The sequence below is a fragment of the Tenacibaculum sp. AWR4_210 genome (assembly GCF_056160945.1).
In genome coordinates, this window is sequence record NZ_JBSWYF010000001.1 from 633,327 (window position 1) to 657,065 (window position 23,739).

15 protein-coding genes are annotated in these 23,739 nt (G+C 37.3%); 8 read left to right on the forward strand and 7 right to left on the reverse strand.

The features are described 5' to 3' along the window. Positions 1–61: 61 nt before the first annotated feature. Entirely contained in the window at positions 62–1,657 is a 1,596-nt protein-coding gene (gene aceB / locus ACXAG7_RS02815; protein ID WP_408044012.1) for a malate synthase A, read from the reverse strand. Positions 1,658–1,784: 127 nt separating this feature from the next. Here aceB and ACXAG7_RS02820 point away from each other — a divergent pair, with 127 nt between their 5' ends. The 4 genes from ACXAG7_RS02820 (at position 1,785) to ACXAG7_RS02835 (ending at position 7,775) form a co-directional block, all read left to right on the forward strand. Beyond that, on the forward strand, positions 1,785–3,266 hold the full coding sequence (locus ACXAG7_RS02820; RefSeq protein ID WP_476665888.1) for a helix-turn-helix domain-containing protein: 1,482 nt from the start codon (positions 1,785–1,787) through the stop codon (positions 3,264–3,266). Positions 3,267–3,348: 82 nt separating this feature from the next. After that, on the forward strand, positions 3,349–4,977 hold the full coding sequence (locus ACXAG7_RS02825; protein WP_476665889.1) for an acyl-CoA carboxylase subunit beta: 1,629 nt from the start codon (positions 3,349–3,351) through the stop codon (positions 4,975–4,977). 24 nt (positions 4,978–5,001) lie between these two features. After that, complete coding sequence (locus tag ACXAG7_RS02830) at positions 5,002–6,999, forward strand: DUF3352 domain-containing protein (protein WP_476665890.1); 1,998 nt, start codon at positions 5,002–5,004, stop codon at positions 6,997–6,999. Positions 7,000–7,058: 59 nt separating this feature from the next. Next, positions 7,059–7,775, forward strand: coding sequence for a YebC/PmpR family DNA-binding transcriptional regulator (locus tag ACXAG7_RS02835; protein WP_408044016.1), 717 nt, complete (start codon positions 7,059–7,061; stop codon positions 7,773–7,775). 517 nt (positions 7,776–8,292) lie between these two features. On the opposite strand, the gene ACXAG7_RS02840 is transcribed toward ACXAG7_RS02835, so the two are convergent. From ACXAG7_RS02840 to ACXAG7_RS02850, 3 genes are all read right to left on the reverse strand, one after another. Further along, positions 8,293–8,625: a hypothetical protein gene (locus ACXAG7_RS02840; RefSeq protein ID WP_408044017.1), complete on the reverse strand. Its 333-nt coding sequence runs from the start codon at positions 8,623–8,625 to the stop codon at positions 8,293–8,295. A gap of 14 nt (positions 8,626–8,639) precedes the next feature. Further along, positions 8,640–9,011, reverse strand: a complete 372-nt coding sequence (locus tag ACXAG7_RS02845) for a hypothetical protein (protein ID WP_408044018.1) — start codon at positions 9,009–9,011, stop codon at positions 8,640–8,642. 784 nt (positions 9,012–9,795) lie between these two features. Next, positions 9,796–10,518 carry a hypothetical protein gene (locus tag ACXAG7_RS02850; protein WP_476665891.1) on the reverse strand — a complete coding sequence of 241 codons (723 nt, stop codon included), beginning with the start codon at positions 10,516–10,518 and terminating at the stop codon, positions 9,796–9,798. A gap of 726 nt (positions 10,519–11,244) precedes the next feature. Between ACXAG7_RS02850 and ACXAG7_RS02855 the strand changes: the two genes are divergently transcribed. After that, entirely contained in the window at positions 11,245–11,817 is a 573-nt protein-coding gene (locus tag ACXAG7_RS02855; protein WP_476665892.1) for a hypothetical protein, read from the forward strand. A gap of 12 nt (positions 11,818–11,829) precedes the next feature. Beyond that, positions 11,830–12,360: a hypothetical protein gene (locus tag ACXAG7_RS02860; protein ID WP_476665893.1), complete on the forward strand. Its 531-nt coding sequence runs from the start codon at positions 11,830–11,832 to the stop codon at positions 12,358–12,360. A gap of 64 nt (positions 12,361–12,424) precedes the next feature. Here the strand turns inward: ACXAG7_RS02860 and ACXAG7_RS02865 are convergent, their stop codons facing one another. Beyond that, positions 12,425–12,802 carry a nuclear transport factor 2 family protein gene (locus tag ACXAG7_RS02865; protein ID WP_476665894.1) on the reverse strand — a complete coding sequence of 126 codons (378 nt, stop codon included), beginning with the start codon at positions 12,800–12,802 and terminating at the stop codon, positions 12,425–12,427. Positions 12,803–13,202: 400 nt separating this feature from the next. On the opposite strand from ACXAG7_RS02865, the gene ACXAG7_RS02870 reads away from it, so the two are divergent. Continuing rightward, a complete protein-coding gene (locus ACXAG7_RS02870; protein ID WP_476665895.1) occupies positions 13,203–15,431 on the forward strand; it encodes a TonB-dependent receptor in 2,229 nt (742 codons plus the stop codon). Between the two features lie 63 nt (positions 15,432–15,494). Here the strand turns inward: ACXAG7_RS02870 and ACXAG7_RS02875 are convergent, their stop codons facing one another. Beyond that, positions 15,495–18,974 carry a T9SS type A sorting domain-containing protein gene (locus ACXAG7_RS02875; protein WP_476665896.1) on the reverse strand — a complete coding sequence of 1,160 codons (3,480 nt, stop codon included), beginning with the start codon at positions 18,972–18,974 and terminating at the stop codon, positions 15,495–15,497. A gap of 744 nt (positions 18,975–19,718) precedes the next feature. Between ACXAG7_RS02875 and ACXAG7_RS02880 the strand changes: the two genes are divergently transcribed. Further along, a complete protein-coding gene (locus tag ACXAG7_RS02880) occupies positions 19,719–19,844 on the forward strand; it encodes a hypothetical protein (RefSeq protein ID WP_476665897.1) in 126 nt (41 codons plus the stop codon). Positions 19,845–20,508: 664 nt separating this feature from the next. Here ACXAG7_RS02880 and ACXAG7_RS02885 read toward each other — a convergent pair. Next, positions 20,509–23,556, reverse strand: coding sequence for a cold-shock protein (locus tag ACXAG7_RS02885; RefSeq protein WP_476665898.1), 3,048 nt, complete (start codon positions 23,554–23,556; stop codon positions 20,509–20,511). Positions 23,557–23,739 lie beyond the last annotated feature (183 nt).

Genomic DNA, 23,739 nt, shown 5'->3' on the forward strand with positions numbered 1-23,739 from the left:
TTGATTTTTTATAATTGATACGTTGCCCTAAAATGTTGCCGCATTTCAGGGCTTTTTTTTATTAAATTTTTTGATAAGCTCCCAGGGTTAAAAACTCCTGGAACTCGTCTTGTAACACCAAGCTATCAAACAGTACTTCTGCCTCTTTAAATCGTCCTTTATCATAGGCTTCTTTTCCTAATAGTTGAGTGATTTTATGCACTTCTTCTCGCTTGTATTCGCGATAGAGTTCGGTATCAAACCAACGACCATTGTCGAGCTGTACTCCTTCTTTTCTCCATTGCCAAAGTTGTGTTCTCGAAATCTCGGCAGTCGCAGCATCTTCCATCAGGTTGTAAATGGCTGCAGCTCCATGACCTCGTAGCCAACTTTCGACATACAAGATTCCGACGTTGATATTTTCACGTACACCTCGCTCTGTGATACTGCCTTTAGGTAAGGCGACTAAAGCTTCCTCAGTAATCTCTAATTCGGCGCGTTTTCTGTCAATTTGATTGGCTTCAGGCATGCCTTTGTCAAAGACCTCCATCGCAATTGACACCAAGCCAGGGTGCGCTACCCAAGTACCGTCATGACCGTTGGTTACTTCTTGCTCTTTATCTGCCCTCACTTTAGCAAAAGCTTTCGCATTTGCTGCTTCGTCATTTTTAACCGGAATCTGAGCTGCCATCCCTCCCATCGCGTGGACACCTCGTTTGTGACAACGCTGAATTACTCGCAACGAATAGGCATTCATAAAGGGTGTTTGCATGGTCACTTGCGCCCGATCGGGTACCAAAAAGTTTTTGTGATTTCTAAACTTCTTGATGTATGAGAAAATATAATCCCAACGTCCACAATTCAACCCAGCCATGTGGTCGCGCAGTTCATAGATGATTTCATCGAGCTGAAAACTCGCCGTTATGGTTTCAATCAACACCGTTGCCTTGATTGTCTTTTGTGCGATGTTCAAATAGTCTTGAGCGAAAACAAACACTTCATTCCACCAACGTGCCTCGAGGTAATGTTCGAGCTTAGGCAGGTAAAAGTAACACGCCGAGCCACGTTCTAACAAAGCCTCGATATTGTGAAAGAAATACAGACCAAAATCTACCAAAGAACCACTCATTACTTCGTTGTCAACTAGTATATGTTTTTCGTCCAAATGCAAACCGCGAGGTCGTACTAATAAGACCGCAGTCTTTTCATTTAGATCGTAACGTTTCTGTTTGCGTTCGTCATAAAAGCTGATGGTATTCCTAACAGCGTCCATTAAATTTTGCTGTCCTCCTAAAATATTGGCTACGGTAGGCGAATTGCTATCTTCTAGGTCTGCCATAAAAGTCTTGGCTCCAGAATTAAGCGCATTGATGATCATTTTTCTGTCAACAGGCCCGGTAATTTCTACGCGCCTATCCAACAAATCTTTGGGCAATGGAGCACAAGTCCAATCTCCTTCCCTAATGGCTAGCGTTTCTTTGGGGAAATTTGGAAAATTTCCGGCATCAAAATACGCCTGGTAAATCGTTCGCTCTTCCAAAAGCTCCAATCTCTTGGCGTTAAACTTTCGGTGTAAAGCAACTAAAAATTCGAGAGCAGCATCTGTTAATACCGCACTATAAGCCTCTGGATTAAAACCCATTAAACGCACTTCCTTGGTTAGCATTTCAGTATTCATGAGAATTAGATTTTTTAATGACACTACAATGATATAACTATTTTTTGAACTCCACAAGCGAACGTTCGCTAAATTTACAAAGTTTGCAAAATTTGTTAGTTCGCTTATTTATAGTACCTTTGGTTCTATGCATATAGAAGACGAGTATATACGGCTGATTTTCGGTTTAAAACTGAAACAAATCAGGACCGAAAAAAAATTATCACTTTTCGGATTGGGAAAGCTCACCGGCCTCTCAAAATCGTATTTAAATGAAATAGAAAAAGGAAAAAAATATCCTAAACCGGATAAAATTGCGCTGTTATCGGAACACCTAGAGGTCCCCTATGATCATTTAGTTTCTTTAAAACTAGACAATAACCTCGCTCCTATCGGTGAAATTTTAAAGTCTAAAATTTTAAAAGAGATTCCCCTAGAACTTTTCGGAATTCAAGAGAAAAACTTGATAGACATTATTGCCAATGCTCCGGCAAAGGTAAATGCCTTTATCAGTACCATTATAAAAATCGCACAGAACTACAATTTAACGAGAGAGAGTTTTTTTTTAGCGGCATTGCGTTCTTACCAGGAAGCACACAACAACTATTTTGAAGACATAGAACAGCAAGTACTGGCGTTTGCTAAAGCCTATCACATCGACCTCAACGCTCCTATAAAGGCCTTGGAGCTCGAAGAAATTTTGCGAGAAGAATTTGGTTACCACATCGACAATGAAGAGCTCTCTAAATACGACACACTCGCTGAATTGCGAAACGTATACATCCCGAACAAAAACATCTTGTTGGTGAGTGAAGAGGTATCGGAAGCGCAACGCGCATTTATCTATGCAAAGGAAATTGCCTATAATTACTTAAAAATTTCCAACAGACTTTACACCTTTCCCTGGGTAAAGTTTGAAAGTTTCGATCAGGTATTAAACAATTTTATAGCCTCTTATTTTGCTGGAGCCTTGTTAATTCCAGAAAAGCAGCTCATACAATCGCTCACTACCTTTTTTGGTAAAGAAGCTTGGGATGAAAGAGAATTTCTGGCTATCATGAACCAATTTAATTGTTCTGCCGAATCTTTCTACCAACGTTTAACAAATGTACTTCCCAGTCATTTCCACATAAAGAACCTTTTCTTTTTAAGGTTCACCCACAAGGAACATTCGCCGAAGTACAAGCTTACCAAAGAGCTTCACATTACGCAGCAACAGTCACCACATGCCAATAGAAACAACGAACACTATTGCAGACGCTGGGTTTCTATTAACTCTGTCAAAAGCCTTGAAGCCAACGCTATCGACAGTTCGTTCGGTATTCAAATTTCATCGTATGACGATTCGGACAACGAATATTTAGTATTGGCATCTGCCACATCCGATCCTTTTCGTAAAAATGTCAATCGCAGTGTTTCTATAGGAATGTTACTCTCCTCGCATTTAAAAAGAAAGATCAAATTTGTCAAGGATGCTAGCATTGAAACCCGTAAAGTCGGAATTACCTGCGAATCCTGTGCTATTGCAGCCTGCGACGAACGCATGGCCGAACCCTGGCGCTTAGAAAAACAACAGAATTTCGAAACAATAGACGCTACCGTAAATCACATACTTACTACCTACAGTTAATATGATAAACCGATTGACCCGTAGGAATGATTTTATTATTTTAGCACACGTTTACAAACAACTATAACTATATAAATTATAAATGGACCTTACCTTTAATAAAAACGAAGACCACAATAGACTTTTAGCATCCGATTTAAGAAGAAAATTAAAAAAAGTGCACCTTGGAGGTGGACAAAAACGCATCGACAAATTACACGAGAAAGGAAAGATGACTGCTCGTGAGCGTATCGATTTCTTATTAGATGACGATCGTGATGCTATCGAAATTGGTGCTTTTGCCGGTGAAGGAATGTATGAGGAACACGGAGGATGTCCTTCAGGAGGTGTGGTCGTAAAAATGGGATACGTACAAGGAAAACAGTGTATCGTAGTTGCCAATGACGCTACCGTAAAAGCCGGAGCATGGTTTCCGATTACAGGAAAAAAGAATTTACGCGCCCAAGAAATAGCCATAGAAAACAGACTACCTATCATTTACTTGGTAGATTCTGCAGGAGTATACCTCCCTATGCAAGATGAAATTTTTCCGGACAAAGAACACTTTGGACGAATTTTTAGAAACAACGCAGTTATGAGCAGCATGGGGATAACCCAGATTGCAGCCGTTATGGGTAGCTGTGTTGCCGGAGGAGCTTACCTTCCGATCATGAGTGATGAAGCGTTGATCGTAGATAAAACAGGAAGTATCTTTTTAGCGGGTAGTTATTTAGTAAAAGCCGCTATTGGCGAAACCATCGATAACGAAACCTTGGGAGGTGCTACCACTCACTGTGAAATCTCAGGAGTTACTGACTACAAGGCCAAAGACGACAAAGATGCTTTGACCACCATCAAAAACATAATGGATAAGATTGGCGATTACGACAAGGCTGGTTTTAACCGTAAAGAAGCACAACTGCCAAAAGAAAACCAAGAAGATATTTTTGGAATTCTTCCGAAAGCTCGCCACGAGCAATACGATATGTTAGAAATCATCAAGCGATTGGTAGACAATTCTGACTTTGAACAATACAAAGAAGGCTATGGCCAATCAATTATTACAGGATATGCTCGCATTGACGGTTGGGCAGTTGGTATTGTAGCCAATCAACGAAAACTGGTTAAAACCAAAAAGGGAGAAATGCAGTTTGGAGGAGTTATCTATAACGATTCAGCAGACAAAGCAACGCGATTTATCGCCAACTGTAACCAGAAAAAAATTCCATTAGTCTTTTTACAAGACGTAACCGGGTTTATGGTAGGAAGTAAATCAGAACACGGAGGAATTATTAAAGACGGAGCTAAAATGGTAAACGCTGTAAGTAATTCAGTCGTGCCAAAATTTACGATAGTTATCGGTAATTCTTACGGGGCAGGAAACTACGCCATGTGCGGAAAAGCGTATGATCCTCGTTTAATAGCTGCCTGGCCTAGTGCTGAATTGGCAGTAATGAGTGGAGCCTCTGCCGCCAAAGTATTACTACAAATAGAAACAGCAGCTCTCAAGAAAAAAGGAGAAGAAATTACTCCAGAAAAAGAACAAGAGTTATTCGACAAAATTAAGTCGCGCTACGATGAGCAAATTTCACCGTACTACGCCGCGGCTCGCATTTGGACGGATGCCGTTATCAATCCACTAGACACCAGAAAATGGATCTCTATGGGAATTGAAGCTGCGGATCATGCCCCGATCGAAAAACCATTCAATTTAGGAGTTATTCAAGTATAATTATACAATATTAGTATTCCTATCATGAAAAAGAAGTTATTTATAGGTATTGGTATTTTGGTAGCCCTTTTTTTGGGCTACCAAGCCTATATTTTCACCATAGCCCCTAGTGACAACATCAATCCACTGTACTTAATTCCTGACGATGCCGTATTTGTCATTGACACGGAACGCCCGATTGACACTTGGGATGAAATTAGCGTAAGCCCAATTTGGAAACAGCTATCGAGTAACCCGAGTTTAAAAGAAGTTACTGAAAACTTGAGCAATCTCGACAAGACGTTTAAATCTCAAGAAGATATCATTAAACTTATCGGTGAGCGCGATTTATTAATTTCTGTACACGTTTACAAACCGCAGAGTTACGGCCTTTTTTATACCGTAGACCTGCAAAAATTCTCCAAACTGAGTTTCTTACGAAGCGCCATTGGACAGTTAGCTGGTGACAATTTCAAGGTGACGAACCGCGTATACAAGCAACACGACATTACGGAATTGTACAACAAAGCCACTCGTGAAACGCTGTACCTGTCCTTTATCAAAAACCAACTGATCGCCTCATTTACACATGTCCTCGTTGAAAAATCAATTGATCAATACCAAAGTCCAACTATTGGTAGGGACCTGAATTTTACAGAGATTTACAAAGAGACCCCCAACGACGGTTTTTTCAAATTGTTTGTTCAGTACAAGTACTTACCGAAATACTTGGCTTGTTTTACCAATAAACTACCGGCCAGCACCTTACAAACCATTGAAAAATCATGGTTGTTTTCAGGTTTTAGCGTCGGATTAAAAGAAGGAGCCATTTTACAAGCTGAAGGGTTTACCAACCTTGATTTAACCACAGAAAGCTACCTAAGAGCCCTGCAAAAATCGGGAACAGGAAAACGCAGTATCGCAAAAATAGCACCGCGAAACACGGCGTTGTACTTGAGTTTTGCCTTTGAGTCCTTTGATGAATTTTTAGAAAACTTCGAAGCGATCAAAGAAGAGGACCCGGAAAGTTTTACGAGTTACAACGAGCAAGTAAAAGCCATAGAAGATCGATTAGAAATAAATTTAAAAGAGCAAGTATTTAGCTGGGTAGGTAACGAGGTTGCCCTACTCCACATCAATGATGGTATTTCTAAAAAGAATACCGATATGGCCGTAGTATTGCACACCAAAGACATCGTTGCCGCTAAAAAGCAAATGCAATTTATAGTGGATAAAATTGCCGAAAACACACCTTTAAAGTTTAAAAAAATCAATTACAAAGGTTATCCAATCAACTTTTTAGACCTCAAAGGATTTTTTAAGCTTTTCGCGGCCGATTTATTTTCCAAAATGGAAAAACCGTACTTTACATTTATTGACGATTGCGTAGTATTTAGCAATAGCCCAAACACCTTAAAAGAAATGGTGAATACCCAATTGATGGGCTATACCTTGGCTACCTACGAGCGCTTTAAAGACTTTAACGATCAATTTGACGAAGAGACGAGTTTGTTTGCTTATATCAATACGCCTTATGCTTATGAGGACTTAATTGGTTATGCCGATCGCAAAACGCGCAGGTCCATAGCCAAAAACAAAAACGACGTGATTTCATTTTCTCAGATAGGATTACAACTCGTATCAAAAGGGAGTTATTTTGAAAACTACCTCACAGCTTCGTTTGAAGCACCAGCCGAGGTGAACTCACAATTAGCTATTGATAAGGCTCAGAAAAAGCAATTGAGAACACAGCTAGACACACAGGCTGACAGTACTCAAATTATAGTAGCAGAACAAAAGTTTATCCTTCCTGAAATTTTCCCAAATGATTTGAGTGCCCGTGAATTCATCAAAAAATACGATGACGGTAGTACTCATATCGAAGTAGAACTAAAAAACGGTTTAAAGCATGGAGATTACAAGGAATACTACCGAAATGGTCATTTGAAGTTAAGTGGAAAATTCAAAAATGGCGAATTATCAGGAACTTGGAAAGCTTACAGCAAAGAGGATGAAGACCTCTTATTCAAAAAACGATTTTAAATTGTAAAATTTTCCTGCAATAATTACATTTGCAGGCACTAAAACATAATTATTTAGAAATGGGAAGAGCATTTGAATTTAGGAAAGCAAGAAAAATGAAGCGTTGGGCTGCGATGGCCAAAACTTTTACACGTATCGGTAAAGATATCGTCATGGCAGTAAAAGAAGGGGGTCCGAATCCAGAAACTAACTCTCGTTTGCGTGTAGTCATTCAAAATGCGAAGGCTGCCAACATGCCTAAAGACAACATTGCCCGCGCTATTAAAAAAGCGTCTGACAAGAATACAGAAAATTATAAAGAGGTATTATTTGAAGGCTATGCACCTCATGGAGTAGCCGTTTTAGTTGAAACAGCTACCAACAACAACAACCGTACAGTAGCCAATGTACGTGCCGCATTTAATAAATGTAACGGTAACCTCGGTACTTCCGGATCTGTTGCTTTTATGTTTGACCACACCGTAAACTTCCGTATCAACGAAGCTTCTGTAACTGGTGACTTAGAAGAGTTTGAATTAGAGATGATCGAATTTGAGGTTGAAGAAGTATTTAAGGATGAAGATGGTATAGTACTCTACGCTCCTTTCGGGCAGTTTGGAGCCATTCAGAAATATTTAGAAGAAAATAATTACGAAATCTTATCGTCTGAATTTGAACGTATCCCTACCACTACCACCAAATTAACTGCTGAACAACAAGAAGAAGTAGAGAAATTACTCGACAAATTAGAAGAGGATGACGATGTAAATACCGTATATCACTCCATGGAATTATAAAAACCTAAATCCAAGGTTTACAACTGCTCCCGTAAGTATGCTTGCGGGAGTATTTTTTTTTACTGATTTTCTTTGCAACGAATGAAGCAGTTGTGACTACAAAACACCTATTATTTCGAACATCAATAAACATCCTGGTAATTGATGCCGCAGGCCCTGAAATTGTCATTGTGCAAACAAGCGAGCCCCACGCTACTTACAGCCACTCAAATACTAAGTACCCTCATTAAAAAAAGGGCAGTTTAAATACATTTAAACCACCCCCTACTAACTACTATTTGATTAGGCACTACACCTATCTAAACTAAGTACTACATAAATAAAAATTTAAAATTAATACTGCGTTCAACAGAGCAATCCATTAACATCTAATTAGAGGCTCTGTTATTTTTTATAACTTTTTGATTGGGTTTTATAAAGAAACTGCTGTCCTTACCCAGGAATAGCTGTCTACACTGCAATTCCCTTCTTGAAAAAACAGCACAAGAATGCTATTTCATCAGGGGTACTAAGTAGTTTACTTTGTGTTATTTATTAAAAAATCGATTATTTTAATGTTGAGCGTTTCTAATGACAGGAAGCACAGGTAATTTGATTCATAAGGTTTGACATACAGGAACAAATTGACATTATTCATATACATATTTGATGGTGCATCCGTATTGATGACTCTCTTAAAAAAATCATGTCCAATTTTTACCATCAATGCGCCAAACTTCGAAATAGTATCCAAGGCTTCTTTATCAAAACTTTCAGAATCTGCAGATGCGCTCGTTTGAATCTCCCCTTCCGGTGAGATTAGAAATATGCTATGCGCACCAGACTCATTGAGTAGTTCATCTAAAATCATTTTCCTATCGTCAATTACAAGGCCTCATTTAGTTCCACTCGATGTTTATTCAATAGCGCTTTTACCAAACCAACATTTGTTGACTCCGACTTAATTGCCAAATAGATAAAATACGAGTTACTCGGTGCAATCGAAATAATATGAATCTGAGATTTAAGCGTGATGGTAATTTCTTCGATACTCTCCTTCAAATCCAGTGCCTTAATAGCATTCAGCTTAGACTTTACTACTTCTAGGTTATAGGCAGAAGCAATAGAGGGATCAAAAGTTGGATCAACAGTATAATTGTCCAGAGATTCTCCGTTATCGAGATCGGTCACTGAATAGGCTATAAAATTGGGGATGCTGGTTAAATTCTCTTTTAACCTGTTTAAAATGTCTTGCATGAAATTTGTGTTTATGATTTATTGTTTGAAAAATTATTTTTTCTTGGAAATCAGTGAAAGAGGGGTATCATAAACTGGCTCGAATAAGAGATTCGCCAATTTATTTATGATTTTAATTTTGCTGTATGATTCCTCTTTGGGAAAGGAAGAATAATAGTATTCTTCATATTTTTTGGTAAATAAGTCACCCATAACTAATATTGAATTAACGTAATAAACTAATAGTAAACCTTCTAATACAGGAAGGTTTAAAATGATTTAGAATAATTACATGCAGGTAATAATTCTTATATGTGGGACTTATAAATCGTCAGTTGCTTATTGTAAAACGCAGGTATATTATCGTTATCACAACTACTTCTGACTCAACTGCAGGACAGTCTAAAAAGGTTAAAATTTTTGCGCAAATGTATAAAAAAACATAATAGTAACCATAAATAAAAATTATATTTTTTATCTATGACGCATCGAAAAAAACTATCGAAAAGAGGGTGGCGTACAACTATACTGACATTGTGGAAAAGAGTATTCAACGAGTAAGGCTTAAACTGATTTCTCGTGACTAAACCACCTAAATGTAGCTCTTAAACAAGACATACTACCCGTATAATGGAAAGTAAATAACGAATAGCACTGCCCTATTCTATCCGTAAACAAAAACACTAACAAACAGCCATTGACAAACTATGCCGTGATGATGATGATTGTACAATATTGGTAGGTATACATAAAAAAGTTCCTAAAAGGAAACCTTCGATAGGTAAACCTTCTAGGAACCTTCATATTAACTCGCAGTATTACGACCTAAGTTTACAAAAGTGTAATACGAATACCCTCTTACCAGCTCAGGTGAATGATAAAAATTGCTTTCTTGAAATAGCAATCCTGTCCCATATCCTAAAACTTGATCGTATCCAAAGGCTAATAAAGGAGACTCGTTCAAAGGAAGCACCCCTTTCCCATCTCTAACCCTTAACTCGTACGCATTTGTATGTCCTGGAGCTACATGCATAGAAACGTAGTCTCTATACCTTTTTTGGGTCGTATAAAATGTCCAGGTAGTTAAACTAGCGGTATCCCAATAAAACCATGAACTCCCGTGCTTTGTTTTTGTCAATACGGGTGTGTTGGTATTGATCATCGCTTCTCCAGTTTTTGGTTCAAATACAAACCACGCAGCATTTTCGGCTGTAGTATTCTTATTTTCATTGATCACTAACCTCCTACGATTAGGACTTCTTCTCGATTCAACAAAATAATTATAATTATACCCATACCTTTTAGCTTTTGGTCCATTAATCAATCTAATGGCATATTTGTTTCCGGCTAAAAGAGGGTTCCCATCGGTATCGAGAACGGCGGTCACCTGAGTATAGCTCCTTTGTTGAGCCTCAGTTTGCCCCTTCACTTCTGTGGTTGCAGCCGCTTCTAAGTTTTTAAATGTTTCTTCTTGGCTACACGATGCAAAAGCAGCAACCGCTACAGCCATTAAAAGTAATTTTCTCATTAATCCTTAAATTTTAATTTATCATACATATCATTAATCAACGTTTTAAAACACCTCTATAGCCTTATCCGTTGATGCTGGCCAGCGTGCTCAAAAACGGATTCAACTCATATGGTCTCCTTTGCTTATTACTAGCGCAAACTATATGAAAAGTACTCCACGTGGTTCTTGATAATACTATCCATTTAGTTCCTCTTATATATGTTTATTGAGGAAGCGCAGAAGGTTTGTGTTTTAAAACCATTTCAAAAGTACTACAGTAAGCTAATCGGAAGAAATATAAGAGGTGCAGCAAACTCATTCTGAACAAAGAAGGAGTATACCCCCTTTAAAACAAGCAGCTAACAATAGCTAACCATAAAATATGGTACTTCACTACAGAGACCTAAAACAGGCATTCAGTACTATTGTCCATGCAAATAATTAATAGGGACCAAACAACTTATTCAATAGGCTATCAAATTCCCAATGAGTAAAAAAGTGGTTGAATACGACTTCTGGTTCTATTTCAAAGTTGCCCTTATTCGCGATTATCCAATCGCGAAAAACCGCACATCGTTCAAAAATTTCACAACGTCAAGAGTTGGCTGTAAATATTTGATCACTGACTAAAACTGTGCTTTTCTTGTTAAGAAACTCACGATATTGAGATACCTTGTCTTCAGGGCTGAAATATTAAAGTCCACGAACACTAATAACTTTTTATTGTTGTACCTTTACACAGCTATGAAAACAATATTACCTCAAATTTTAGTCCTACTACTCCTAATGCTATTAGGATGCCAGCCAAGACAACAAAAGGTATACTACCCCAATATTGATCGCTTTCAGGCAACACCTAATAAAAAAATAATCACGCTCAACCACCTACAACATACAGATTCACTGTTTTCTATTCTTACTACCACCGACAGTATTCCTGTACTCGAAATAATTACCCCTATTAAAAAACATTATTTTGTACTTCCCAAAAGGACCTTGGGATGTAGTCCTCACCTCTTAAAACTCCGAAACAGTTTATTTATCACGGAAAGTGCTGTTGAAAAACACAAAAAACTTCCGTTGACATCCCTCCACTTAGCCTTGGAGCGAGACCTTTTAAACAATGGACAGGACCCGGACTACGCCACATCAAGTAAGCAACTTACCTTATACCTATACGTTCCATTACCACAACTGGCAACTGTGCTCGTTGATATTGGTGATGCCTTTAAAACTATAGAAGCCAGCCAACGGAATGAACTCGATTTACAAATTATACCGACACAACGAGACTATAGACTACCTCCTCCCCTTTAAACAAACGAAGACATGGAAACGCACACTGAAGAAAAAATACATCAACAACTCGACGAATTGCTATTGAACTTAGAGCAATTGGTACGAGCATCTTGTACCAATACCTTAGCTAGCAATCACAAATTTACCCTACGAGAAATCAGCTTTAACGAGGAAGTCATCATAACAACTCCTCGACTACATACAAGTCAATTTTCGGAAATAAAAAACGCCTTAGCAGGACAATGGCTAGATTGTTATGACATTAACTTTACTGTAATTAGAAGTACGTATGTAGAAAATCACATTGCCGTTGACATCCTCAAAAGAAAAACATTACAAAAACTGGGTACCCCACAAATAGCAACACAAGCACCCCCTATGCTACACGCTAAGTTGAGACTTCCCCCCTTCCATAAAGCGAATCAAAAATTCGACCTTAACTGGAACCACCAACACGTAAACAAACACTTTAATCAACTCCTAAACAAAAGTTATGTTTACCTTATTAGTTGGTATCGAACTTGCCTAGCGATATTCAGAAAAACGTCTAGCAATACATAGCACAATCAACAGTATCTTTTTTTTTACTACGCATAAAAATGAAACACGAACCCTCGTATTTCTATTATGTCAATGCTTCTTTGAGTACTCTGGCTTGAACCGTATCGTAAATAATGGTAAGTTTTTTAATAGCTCCACGTGTATCAAACTCCAGGATATCAACCACGTCAAAACAGACCTCTTCTCCTGATTTTAACGTCCATTGATAGGTAAAATACAAAGCCAACTCCTTTCCTTCTGTTTTTTCGAAAATACCTTTAGCTGTCAGTTTAGACGCTGTGGTATCCGCTGCCAAAGCAGTGTAAAACTCCTTTGCAGGCATTAATCCATACAAGGGCGATTGCACCATACCTTCAGCTGAAAACAATCCGATCACCTTTGAAACCTCTCCGTTTTCTAAATAGTGTAAATAATCCTCTGCTACTTTTGCTTGTGAACTCATCTGTTATCATTAATAGCTTGTAAAAATAACCACTAACACTGGGGTATTACTTTACCTAGTATTATAAATAACAAGCCTCCCATGTTCAATCACGCCCTACCAAAGTCAACCAAAAAAGTCTTAATTCGTTACTTAAAAAGAAGAAATGACTCATTTTGCGAAAAATGCGAACTAGGGTGTTAAAATTCTAGTTAAAAAGTGGGATTTTGAATACTTTTACCCTCGTTTTGGATAGAAAACGCCTTGAAACCCGGTCAAGTTTCACATCTACAAACACTTAGTGTTTTTTGGGATTGTTCCAAGTAACTCCCCCAAAAAAGCTTCGGCAATAAACCAATATTTTTTTGAAAATTGATATGACATAGGACAGCTATGTCTTTTTTATAACCACAATTGTAAAATGAATAACTATACATCAACTTTACTAGTACTAATTTTATCCTGTTTTGGTATCACGGGATTCGGACAAAGTTTAAAAGGAACTGTTGTCAATGAACAAAACCAACCCTTAGAAGATGTTAACATCGTCAATACTAACAGCGGAATCCATGCGCACACCAACAGTGCTGGCGCCTTTGTTTTAGAGGATGCTAAATCAGGGGACATCTTAAACATCTCGCACTTAGGCTACCGCAGCAAACAATTAACTTTAAACGATTTAAACCAAGAGTTACGCATTGTTTTACAAAGCAAAGCCATCCAACTTACCGAGGTCGTTATTCCGAAGAAGGTAAACGTATTGGAAATGATTACGGATATCGACATTCAAACCAACCCGGTAAAATCATCACAAGATATATTACAGAAAGTACCTGGGTTATTCATCGGACAACACGCGGGTGGAGGAAAAGCAGAACAGATATTTTTACGTGGTTTTGATATTGACCACGGAACCGATATCGCTATCTCTGTCGACGGAATGCCGGTAAATATGGTATCCCATGCACACGGTCAGGGGTATTCAGATTTACATTTCGTGATTCCAGAAACGGTAGCGAAAATAGGTTTTGACAAAGGGCCTTACGAAATGAACAAAGGTAACTTTGCCACTGCCGGATACGTAGCTTTCTCGACCAAAAACAAACTGGATCACAACCGAATTAAACTCGAAGCTGGGCAATTTAACACCCAACGATTATTGGGGATGTTTAACCTAGTAGCAAGCGACCAACACAACGCTTATATCGCTACGGAATATTCTGCCACAGATGGGCCTTTTGAAAGCCCTCAAAACTTTAATCGAATCAATGTATTCGCAAAATACCTAGGACGTGTAAATGCCACTGATCAATTGGGAATTACAGCTTCTTATTTTTCGAGTAAGTGGGATGCCTCTGGGCAAATTCCACAACGTGCGGTAGACCAAAAACTCATTACTCGTTTTGGAGCCATCGACGATACTGAAGGAGGAAAAACGAGCAGAGCCAATGTATTGGTACACTACGATAAATTCATCGATGAAAATACGAGTTTAAAAAACACGGTTTACGCTTCTAAGTACAATTTTGAATTGTATTCAAACTTTACCTTTTTCTTGGACGACCCAACCAATGGTGATCAAATTAAACAGCAAGAAAGCAGAAACATCATTGGATTACAAAGTGAGTTGAAAAATCATTTTTCTTTTGGTAATGTCGATGGTACTTGGCAAGCGGGAATCAATTTCAGAAATGACCAGAGCAATGACAATGAATTATCACACACTCGTAACAGACGAACCACGTTAAATCGATTGAAATTTGGCTCAATTAACGAAACCAACTTCGGAGCCTATGCAGGAACTAGCCTGACATTCAATAAATGGACCATCAACCCATCGGTTCGCTTAGATTATTTCGATTTTCAATACAACGATGCTTTACAAACGCTTTACAGCACACAAACCGCCACAAAAGCCATTGTAAGTCCGAAATTAAACATTATTTACCGCCCACAAGAGTCGTTACAACTGTATTTAAAAACAGGAAAAGGATTCCATTCGAATGACACTCGTGTAGTAGTTGCTCAGAACGGAAAAAAAATCCTTCCTTCTGCCTATGGATTTGATACAGGATTTATGTGGAAACCGAGTTCAAAAACCTTATTAAACGTGGCCTACTGGCATTTATTTTCTGAGCAAGAGTTCGTGTATGTCGGTGATGCCGGAATCGTAGAACCAAGCGGAAAATCGAGACGTCAAGGAGTTGATCTAAGCTTCCGTTACCAACCGCTTTCTTGGTTGTTCTGGAATTTTGACACCAACTATACGCAAGCACGCGCTATTGAAGAGCTCGCAGGAAACGATTTTATTCCACTAGCTCCTAAATTCACATTAGTAAGTGGGTTAAACGTCAATCACTCATCGGGAATCTTTGGTAGTACCCAGGTACGTCATATTGGAGATCGCCCTGCCAACGAGGATAATTCCATCGTCGCACAAGGCTATACTGTCGTTGATTTCAACGTAGGATACCACTGGAAGGACGTAACTTTTGGCGTGCAGATTCAAAACTTATTCGACACTGCGTGGAACGAAACTCAATTTGCAACGGAATCGCGTTTACAAAACGAAGTACAGTCTGTTGAAGAAATTCACTTTACACCGGGAACACCTTTCTTTTTTAAGGCGAGTATCGAGTATAGATTTTAATAGCTTACCTAACAAACAAAAGGGCTGGTGATTACCAGCCCTTTTTTTATATCTAGCATTTACTTACTTTTTCAGAAGTTTTACCGATTTACTAAAGTTATCGGATTGGATATTTAATAGGTACATACCACTTGCGTAGGCAGAGAGATCAAGTTGTTCTTTTCCTGATTTGGATGCACTACGTGTAAGAATTTTACGACCCTTAATATCGAACACCGTTATCTGAGCATTTTGCAAATAGTATTCCGGAATAGCTACTTGAAACACCCCCGTACTCGGATTTGGGCTAATCGTTACCTCGGTTAAGGTTGCTGACTTCTTCATTTTTATGTCCTTGACATCAGCAATAGGATTGTTGACCAAACAGTTGTTCACTCTAAAGGTTTTTAAAGCGCTTAACCACCCCACACAAGGGTTGTTGGCTACCGCTATCTTGATTTGATATTCGTAACCGGGAACAAACACTTCTCCTGGGTGAGCACCTCCGTTCAAAAAGGAATCACGAACATTGATAAGCCCTACAGTTCCTTGTGTCCAACCGTAGTCCGCAAAATGGCTAAAGTTTCCTGAACTTCCAATTGGGCGTCTCCAAGCATCCATAAAATACTGGGTTTCACTTTCACTCGCCACACCGTTTAAAAAGATGGCTTCGTTGGCACAAAAGCTGGTTTTAACCTGACCGTTTGCCGCTTCAAAATGAAACTCAGACTTGATGGACTCTGAAATTTTTGGAATGTATTTTCGGGTTTCCTGCCAACCGTGGTTTGCGCTTGTCACGCCGTGCTTGATGTAATAGAATTTTCCTTGTTGGAGTCCTGTAAAAGTCGCCGTGGTAGCTGAACAACAAACAGCACTACCCACCTGCTGAATAGAAGCCGCATCAGAAGTTGCATTAGCTGCAGACGTTTCAATGAGTCCCCACCAATGGTTTACTCCAGGACGCAGATCCTTGGCAGTCACTTTTACTGTCGTTGTTCCATCACTAGCGCAACTCGTTTCTACAGTGAACAACGAATTATTATAGGCTCGATCTTCAGGATGCAATCCTCCTTCCCAAACACCGCGACCAAAGGTGGCACAGCGAATAATGTTTTGATGTTCATCAATTTCTAAGTCCAATACAGGTACGTTGGGAATTCCATCACTAAAACACTCCCATTGATTCATATTGGTGGTTCTGTAATAAACTCCAAAATCGGTTGCCAAATACAAGAAATCGTGTTTTTTAACCGTATTATTATGGGTTGGTGTCATTACAATCTCATTTACAGGGATCGATGGGAGTCCTTGAGCGTAGTTCGCCCATTTATCGTTCATCCCTCCAGTAGCCGAGTGCAGTACTTTATGTCGTGTATTGTAGTTTCGGTAGGTAATCCATATGCGATTGGGATCGCTAGAATGTACTTCTATACTAGAAATTTGTCCATGGGTCCCCTTCATCAAAGCTCTCGGAGAAATATCGGTCCAAGTGTTCCCCCCATCGGTAGATCTAAACAACTGTCGTTCCATTATCAGGTTCGGATCGTGCCACCAACTCGACATACTACTCAAAGGCACTCCTGTTTCATAGGCAGCGTACAATACATTAGAATTACTCGGAGCTATGGCAAGGGCCGTAATTACCTTTCCTGGAGGCTTGCTCGTATTTGTCAAACTCGTTTGATTACTTCCTGAACGCACCCAAACATCGGTTCTTCCAGCAAACAATCGATTGCTATTATTAGGGTCCAGCTTAAGCGGAGTTACCCAACCGCTGGTTCCCCAACCTACACTGTAGCCCGAAAAACTCACCCCGCCATTCGTTGACCTGCGCACGATACCATTTTGGGCCTCGCTGTATACGATATTGGGATTGTTAGGATCTACGATACAAACCATTCCGTCGCCTCCTGTTCCTAAAGAATGTTTCCAATTAGCTTGGTTATCACGTACCATACAGTTCACATCTTGTAATCCCATTTGAATGATATCAGGTACTCCAGCCGATGTCCTCTTCGACATTCCCAGGTCATATACCTCAGCAACACCAAGTCCTTCAGATGCAATTTGCCAATTCATTCCGTTGTCAGTACTTCTGTACACTCCGGCATCATTGGCCATAAACACCATATTCGGATGCGTTTCCGAAATCTCAAAGTCATTCGTATCCGGATGTACACCACTCAAAGCGCTGTAATTCCAGCTGGTTCCACCATTTGTTGATCGGGCACCCACTGACATGTTTCCGCCAAACAGAAGCACATCTTCGTCAGCATGAGAAACTTCAATAACACCGCGATACCAATTGTGTCCTGGAGTAGTATTGGTATTCTTAGTACTAAAGCTCGTACCTCCATTCGTCGATTTCCACAACACTCTGCGAGGTGCGCCCGTATTATTAAAAAAGTAACCATATACATACAAGACATCTGGATTAGCACGAGTTACCTCTACCTGCATGCGATAAGCATGTCCATTCCAACTGGCTAAATTGTTTATATTCCAGGTATTGGATGCATTGTTGGTATCAACCAAACCTGCAGTTAAATCGGCCAAGTGATAGTTACCGACACCGAGTCTGCGTACCTGCACCAGTTTGTGACCAGAGAGGTATAGGTAATTGGAATTGTTCGTCTTAAACTCTAGGTCCTCAATTGCGAATCCCTCGTAAATTTTTGTCCAGGTAAGTCCGTAGTCTTCTGATACAAACAACTTCCCTCTTAGGTGATCTTGAACATTGGTATTGTTAAAATAATCGTTAATCGGAGTCCATGAAAACTGATTGACACTGGCATATACTCTGTTACGAGCATTGGGATCCACTGCTAACTCAGTAATCGTATTACCGCTGTGATGCGTCCAAGGAGTTCCTTCTAGGTGAATGGTTTTCCAAGTGTTTCCTCCATTGATCGAACGTTTTAAACCGATACTGCGATACGACAATTCACTAGAACTGATTTTTTTTACCCCAGTAGCAGCAAGCAAAATTTCCGTTCCTGAAGGGTCTTGCGTTACAGCAACATCAGAACAGGCAGAGACCTCAAAGTGGTCACTGTTCAAATTCACCCATTTATCGCCATTGTTTTTTGACATCCATAGTCCGGGCTTTCCTCCTGCAAATACCGTTCTGTTGGTGGTTCCATTGTAGTTTGGGTGCAGCTTTACGAAGTCTAATCGTCCAATACCGCGTTGTGTACTGGAAGAGTTCATAGGAAATGACGTTGGTCCTATTTCTGTCCAGTTGGCTTCAGACTTGCAGTAGTAATTGCTACTGTTCTCTGTTTGAATATTCGCTAAAATCTTACTCGTAGTACTAATTTTACCGTATTTTCCTATGCGGGGCTCCCAAAAGTTACGCCATCGTTCAAAGGGCTTTGAAACGCGTTCCTCTCCTTTCTTATAGTTTTTCTTGAGGGTTTGCTCTTGTGCCGTTAACGTTTTAAGCCGTTCGACAATTTCGTAAAAATAGGGTTCTTCCGATGATGAAGTTTCTTTCTCTGTTTGCTGTCCTAAAACGGTACCTGCCGTTAGTACAACAGCCAAACTCATGACAAATTTTTTCATGACATTTGTAGTTTACATTATGGTTATGTGCAGTAGGTAAATCCTTAACAGCTCACTGGCTGTCGCCCCCATAATAGTAAGATACACGTCTTTCTAGCACTTGTACATACTATTTAAAATATACTCTTTTCAGTATTCAAATGGAACACACCCCTATGATCTATTTTTCCGAAAAGAGTCTATTTTATGATCCCTTGGTATTGGATGCATTTTTACTGTGCTTTAAAATTCTTTTCCAATACGCAGGTCAAAGATCAAAGGAATTGACGTTTTTTTACCGCTATTCTTTCCGAATTGACGTTTTGACCTTCTAAACAAATTTTGAGTACTGCTAGAGCTTTAAGATGGTCAAATTTAAAACCGGTGATTTACTCCTCTAAAAACTTCATTTGTAGAATCTCTCTGGCAATCGAAACTTTTAAACCTTGACTTGCAACGCTTATGTTTACCCTTTTGAGCTCTTCTTGTTTTCAAATAATTGCAATGGCCTTCCCTAATTTGTGGAATTAAAAAAACTATGCAATTAATTAATGAAAGAGGTGTAACAGCTTATGAAATAAACAAGAAAACAGGCCTCAATGAAGCTGGGGTTATAAGGATTTTGAAAGAAAAAGTTAAGAAATAATAATAAACTTCGCGAACAGCCTGCTGAATAAAATAGAAACCAATACAAATTCAAATATAATCATTGTAAGAAACATAGAATTAAACGTCGATGGATTTGCTCTGGCAGCATCTCAACACATGGATTTATTAAAGGTAACACCTGTATGCTACAACACTTTCGTAATCGAAGCGATCAAATTAATTAAAGAAGCTCAAAAAGGAGATGGAACTATCGACGTTTCCAAACTTGTAGGAAGAAGTTAAATTGAGTTTGCTAACCGTTATAAACAAACTTCCAGAAATTGCTGTTTTTTTTGAAAAAATAAAACCCTTTTGCTTTATGAATAAGACATACGTAATCGTACTAATATCCTGTATTATAAATTTTATTAGTAGTATCATTATACTTGGCCTCAACTTTAAAGAAAGTCTTATTAATGCACTAATATCAGGTGCAGGGCTATTTCTAGTTATAAAACTTACTCGGTACTACCAAAGTATATACAACGTAAATTAACAATTTTCTTAACCGTCATTTTCATTAAAAAAAAATCCAAACTATGTGCTAAAATGAAAGTCTATATAGTATTTAATAGATAAACACAAAACGGATGTTCCTATACACATCCTCTTTAAATATCAATGGCTTATAAATCTATAGCAAGTTTCCTTCTTTTGATTCTTTGAAGGTTTTTCAAATTAGCTCTTTTAATCGGAAGCTTAATACTATCACTGTAGATTAATACTTCATTACCTTGATACTTCTTTTCTACACTATATATCAAGTTATAAGTAATCTTTTTGAACGCTTCATACAATTGAACTATTTCTTCTTGATTATCATAAGAAAGAACCCATTTTAAGCCTTGAATTTACTAATATTTCGCCTATTTTTTATATACATTGTTATGGGCTTTTATTTTTGTTTTCAGAATGGGAAATTATCATCTTCATTATCATTTCTGTTCTGCTGATAAATCGGATAATCATCTCTTCTTCGATTAGTTTGTGTCCACTTTCTATTAAGCCATTTAAACTTATCTAAATCATATTCAACTTTACATTCTGTGCATTGATAATTGTTTTCATTTAATTCGGTCATCATACCTGAACACTTGTAACAGTAATATTCCTTCTTCTCTAGGTGTCCATTTTGTTGCTCAACATTATCTATTAATTCTTGGTGAATATAACCACCTGCATTATTTAAATTGGCTAATCTTCTTTTAAATAAATCTTCTGAGCAACAAGTACCACAATTATGACAAATGAAAAGTCCGTGGTTACATCTTTTTGAAATTCTACTATCTATTATTGTTTTACACTCGCCATATAAACAATTGTTTAGATAAATTTCTTCTTGTTTTTTAGAGCAAGTTTCTTCAATGCAATAAAACCTAACATCACGGAATAAGGCAAAGTGAGAGGTGTTTTTCGGATAAATTAAATTATTGCATTCTTCGCAGTAAAGTCTCTCCAATAGTCTATTAAAAGCATTAATATGACCTAAAAACTTATAATATTTACCATCTTTTATTTGGTCAAGACCATTGTGTTCATCTACACTAATATTGAGAATTCTTAGAAAGTCAAACAAAGTGTATTGTTCCCAAATATTTTGTTCTAATTCTTTTGTGTATTCTTCCTTTAAGTGGTCTTTTACGCAATTTTGAAAACACTCTTGATTAGCACACCACCAAAATTCTTTTTTGAATCTATTATGCTCATTATTAGCTTTTCTACCTTCGCAATAAACTATACCATTCGGTATATTTTCCTCCCAATTGTTTCTTGAAACCTTAATCTTTCGTGTAAAATTTACTAAATGTAGATTGTTATCATAATGCCTTCTATTTGGAAGTTCAATAAATAATCTGTGTTTACTAGCTATTTGAAATAATTCAGTTTCGCAACTTAACGAAACACCCCAATATTGTTTGTCAGGGTAATATTTTCTCTTTTTATAAGGTAGTTTTTTTAAAGAGTCAACTATATTTTGATTATACTCAAATTCTACTATGAAAAACTCGAATGTTCTTCCGTTCGAATTAGTTGTAATTTTAGAAATTTTCCCTTCCGTATTCCAATCCCAATCAGCAGTTAATCTGCCTTCGCATTTATCAAAATAATGTTCAATTTTGAACTTTTTATCGCTATTATTTCTTAAATCCTTTAGAATCAAATCACTTTCGAAAATAAAGTTCCCTGTTTTTACATAAGACTTTAAGCATTCAATTATTATATGAGTAGAAATATCAAGGACAAAGTCATTATTGTACCGCTCATTCGATAAATACAAGTCCACATCAGATCTTAGTATCTCATCAAGTTTTTCTAAATCGAAATCTATCCGTTGATTGTGTTTTAAATAAAATAACCTTTTGAAAATGTTTACTTGGTCATTTGGCTTAAAGTAAATAAACTTTCCTTTTAGTGTCTCAAAATCAAATTCTTCAATAACTTTTAAGTGCCATAGAATTAAAGGAATGCAAAGGTTTTGTATTGAAATTAAAGAATTGGTAGAAGTGTCGTCAATTTTTAACAATGATTTTATCGCATTGTATAAAGTGTAAAAGTCAAATCTGCTATTTATTGTAGTAGTTTCTTGGATTTTTGAGAACAAAATTTTCTTTGCATCTTCATTTGATATAGTATTTCTCAGAAGCCAATTATCCAACTCACGGTAATTATCTTCATTATGATTGAAATATGTATTCAAATGATTTTCAGGAAGAATCACACCTTTTTTCATTTTCCAAAAAGCAAAGTATTCTTCTTCATTTATGCTATTGAAAATAAGTCTATCATATTTTTTGAATAATTCGTCAGAGTGAGCTTTAGATTTTGCTAAAACTATTTCGTATTCATTTAACTTCAATAATTGTTCAAGTACAATATCTATTTGTTCGGTAGTGGCATTCTCAGAATTCAAGAAGTATTCTAAATCGTTTGGTTTTTGTTCTTTGACTTTTTCATTTACAAATTCATTATTTAGTTCTAATAGGTCTTCATTCCAACTATCTATTACTACTCTAAATGAACAATTCTTAATGATTTTATCTTCAAGTATTTTTTTTATTGATACTAAAATTTCATTATCTAAAAAAGTTGGTTGTTCAGAAATTATTTTTTTTAAATCCCAAATAGAAATTGCCTCATTTTTTGTCGATTCCTCTATGGTTTGATTTATAAGTTCAAGATAATGTGTTTTAGTAATCTTTGTTAAGTCCTTTGTTATTTTGGTTTTGAGTTTTTCAGTATCTATTAAATTTAATATCTGTTCGAAATTTAGAAAATCTTGAAGATTAAAGTTCTCAGCTAAGTTTTGTGTTTTCTTGATTATTACAATGTTTCTTGTTTCATTTTTTTTAATTGCTTTTAACTCGGCTATTTCTAATTCCTTAAAATTATTTGTAAATATTGAATCATTTGGTCTAAAATCGGACAGGATTTTCTCTTTCCAAAATTGAATTATTTGAGTATTACTAAGTTTATTAATTCGGGTATTTATAATCTTAAGAAGTAGGTTTTTAACATTAGCAATTTTTGTGTTTTGATAAGTTTTATAAATCCAATGGTGCTTTTCGAATAATTCACTTTCTGATAGATTTCCGATTACTTCATTAAAAAAGCCTTTAATGATGGAGGAATCGAAGTCCGCATTTAAAGAATTAAATGTAAGCTGAAGTAAATTGAATTCAGAGTACTTTACCTTGATTAAAAAATTATGCTCTTTAATTGTGAAAAGGGTTTCCCAATCAAGTAAGTTATTTTCATCAAAATATTTACAATCTAACGCAGTAGTTTTATTTCTTTGAAATCCTATTGTGAATAGAATAGGATGTTTGTTCTCTGGATTTAAGTTTCTTGAATCCTTCCAATTTGAAATGTGTAAAAACACTTCATTGTTGTCGGCCGTTTTTATCAGTCCAAAACCTTTGCTGTCATCAAACCATTCTATTAATCCAATTTCCATTCTTAAGTAGGTCTGTTTTTTTAATTGCCCATAACGTTTAGTATATTGCAAGTAGGGGACAAGATACAGATAAAGTATCAAGTTTGTACTGAGCCAAAGCGTTATATTTTGTTTTTAATTTTTCTCATTTTAAAAGCCAAATTTAAAAATTTGGCGGTCTTTAAAAATAAGCGCAATCCTTTT

Coding starts and splice junctions, on each gene's coding strand:
- aceB (WP_408044012.1), bottom strand. CDS start 1,657: ATGAATACTGAAATGCTAACCAAGGAAGTGCGTTTAATGGGTTTTAAT.
- ACXAG7_RS02820 (WP_476665888.1), top strand. CDS start 1,785: ATGCATATAGAAGACGAGTATATACGGCTGATTTTCGGTTTAAAACTG.
- ACXAG7_RS02825 (WP_476665889.1), top strand. CDS start 3,349: ATGGACCTTACCTTTAATAAAAACGAAGACCACAATAGACTTTTAGCA.
- ACXAG7_RS02830 (WP_476665890.1), top strand. CDS start 5,002: ATGAAAAAGAAGTTATTTATAGGTATTGGTATTTTGGTAGCCCTTTTT.
- ACXAG7_RS02835 (WP_408044016.1), top strand. CDS start 7,059: ATGGGAAGAGCATTTGAATTTAGGAAAGCAAGAAAAATGAAGCGTTGG.
- ACXAG7_RS02840 (WP_408044017.1), bottom strand. CDS start 8,625: ATGATTTTAGATGAACTACTCAATGAGTCTGGTGCGCATAGCATATTT.
- ACXAG7_RS02845 (WP_408044018.1), bottom strand. CDS start 9,011: ATGCAAGACATTTTAAACAGGTTAAAAGAGAATTTAACCAGCATCCCC.
- ACXAG7_RS02850 (WP_476665891.1), bottom strand. CDS start 10,518: ATGAGAAAATTACTTTTAATGGCTGTAGCGGTTGCTGCTTTTGCATCG.
- ACXAG7_RS02855 (WP_476665892.1), top strand. CDS start 11,245: ATGAAAACAATATTACCTCAAATTTTAGTCCTACTACTCCTAATGCTA.
- ACXAG7_RS02860 (WP_476665893.1), top strand. CDS start 11,830: ATGGAAACGCACACTGAAGAAAAAATACATCAACAACTCGACGAATTG.
- ACXAG7_RS02865 (WP_476665894.1), bottom strand. CDS start 12,802: ATGAGTTCACAAGCAAAAGTAGCAGAGGATTATTTACACTATTTAGAA.
- ACXAG7_RS02870 (WP_476665895.1), top strand. CDS start 13,203: ATGAATAACTATACATCAACTTTACTAGTACTAATTTTATCCTGTTTT.
- ACXAG7_RS02875 (WP_476665896.1), bottom strand. CDS start 18,974: ATGAAAAAATTTGTCATGAGTTTGGCTGTTGTACTAACGGCAGGTACC.
- ACXAG7_RS02880 (WP_476665897.1), top strand. CDS start 19,719: ATGGATTTATTAAAGGTAACACCTGTATGCTACAACACTTTCGTAATC.
- ACXAG7_RS02885 (WP_476665898.1), bottom strand. CDS start 23,556: ATGGAAATTGGATTAATAGAATGGTTTGATGACAGCAAAGGTTTTGGA.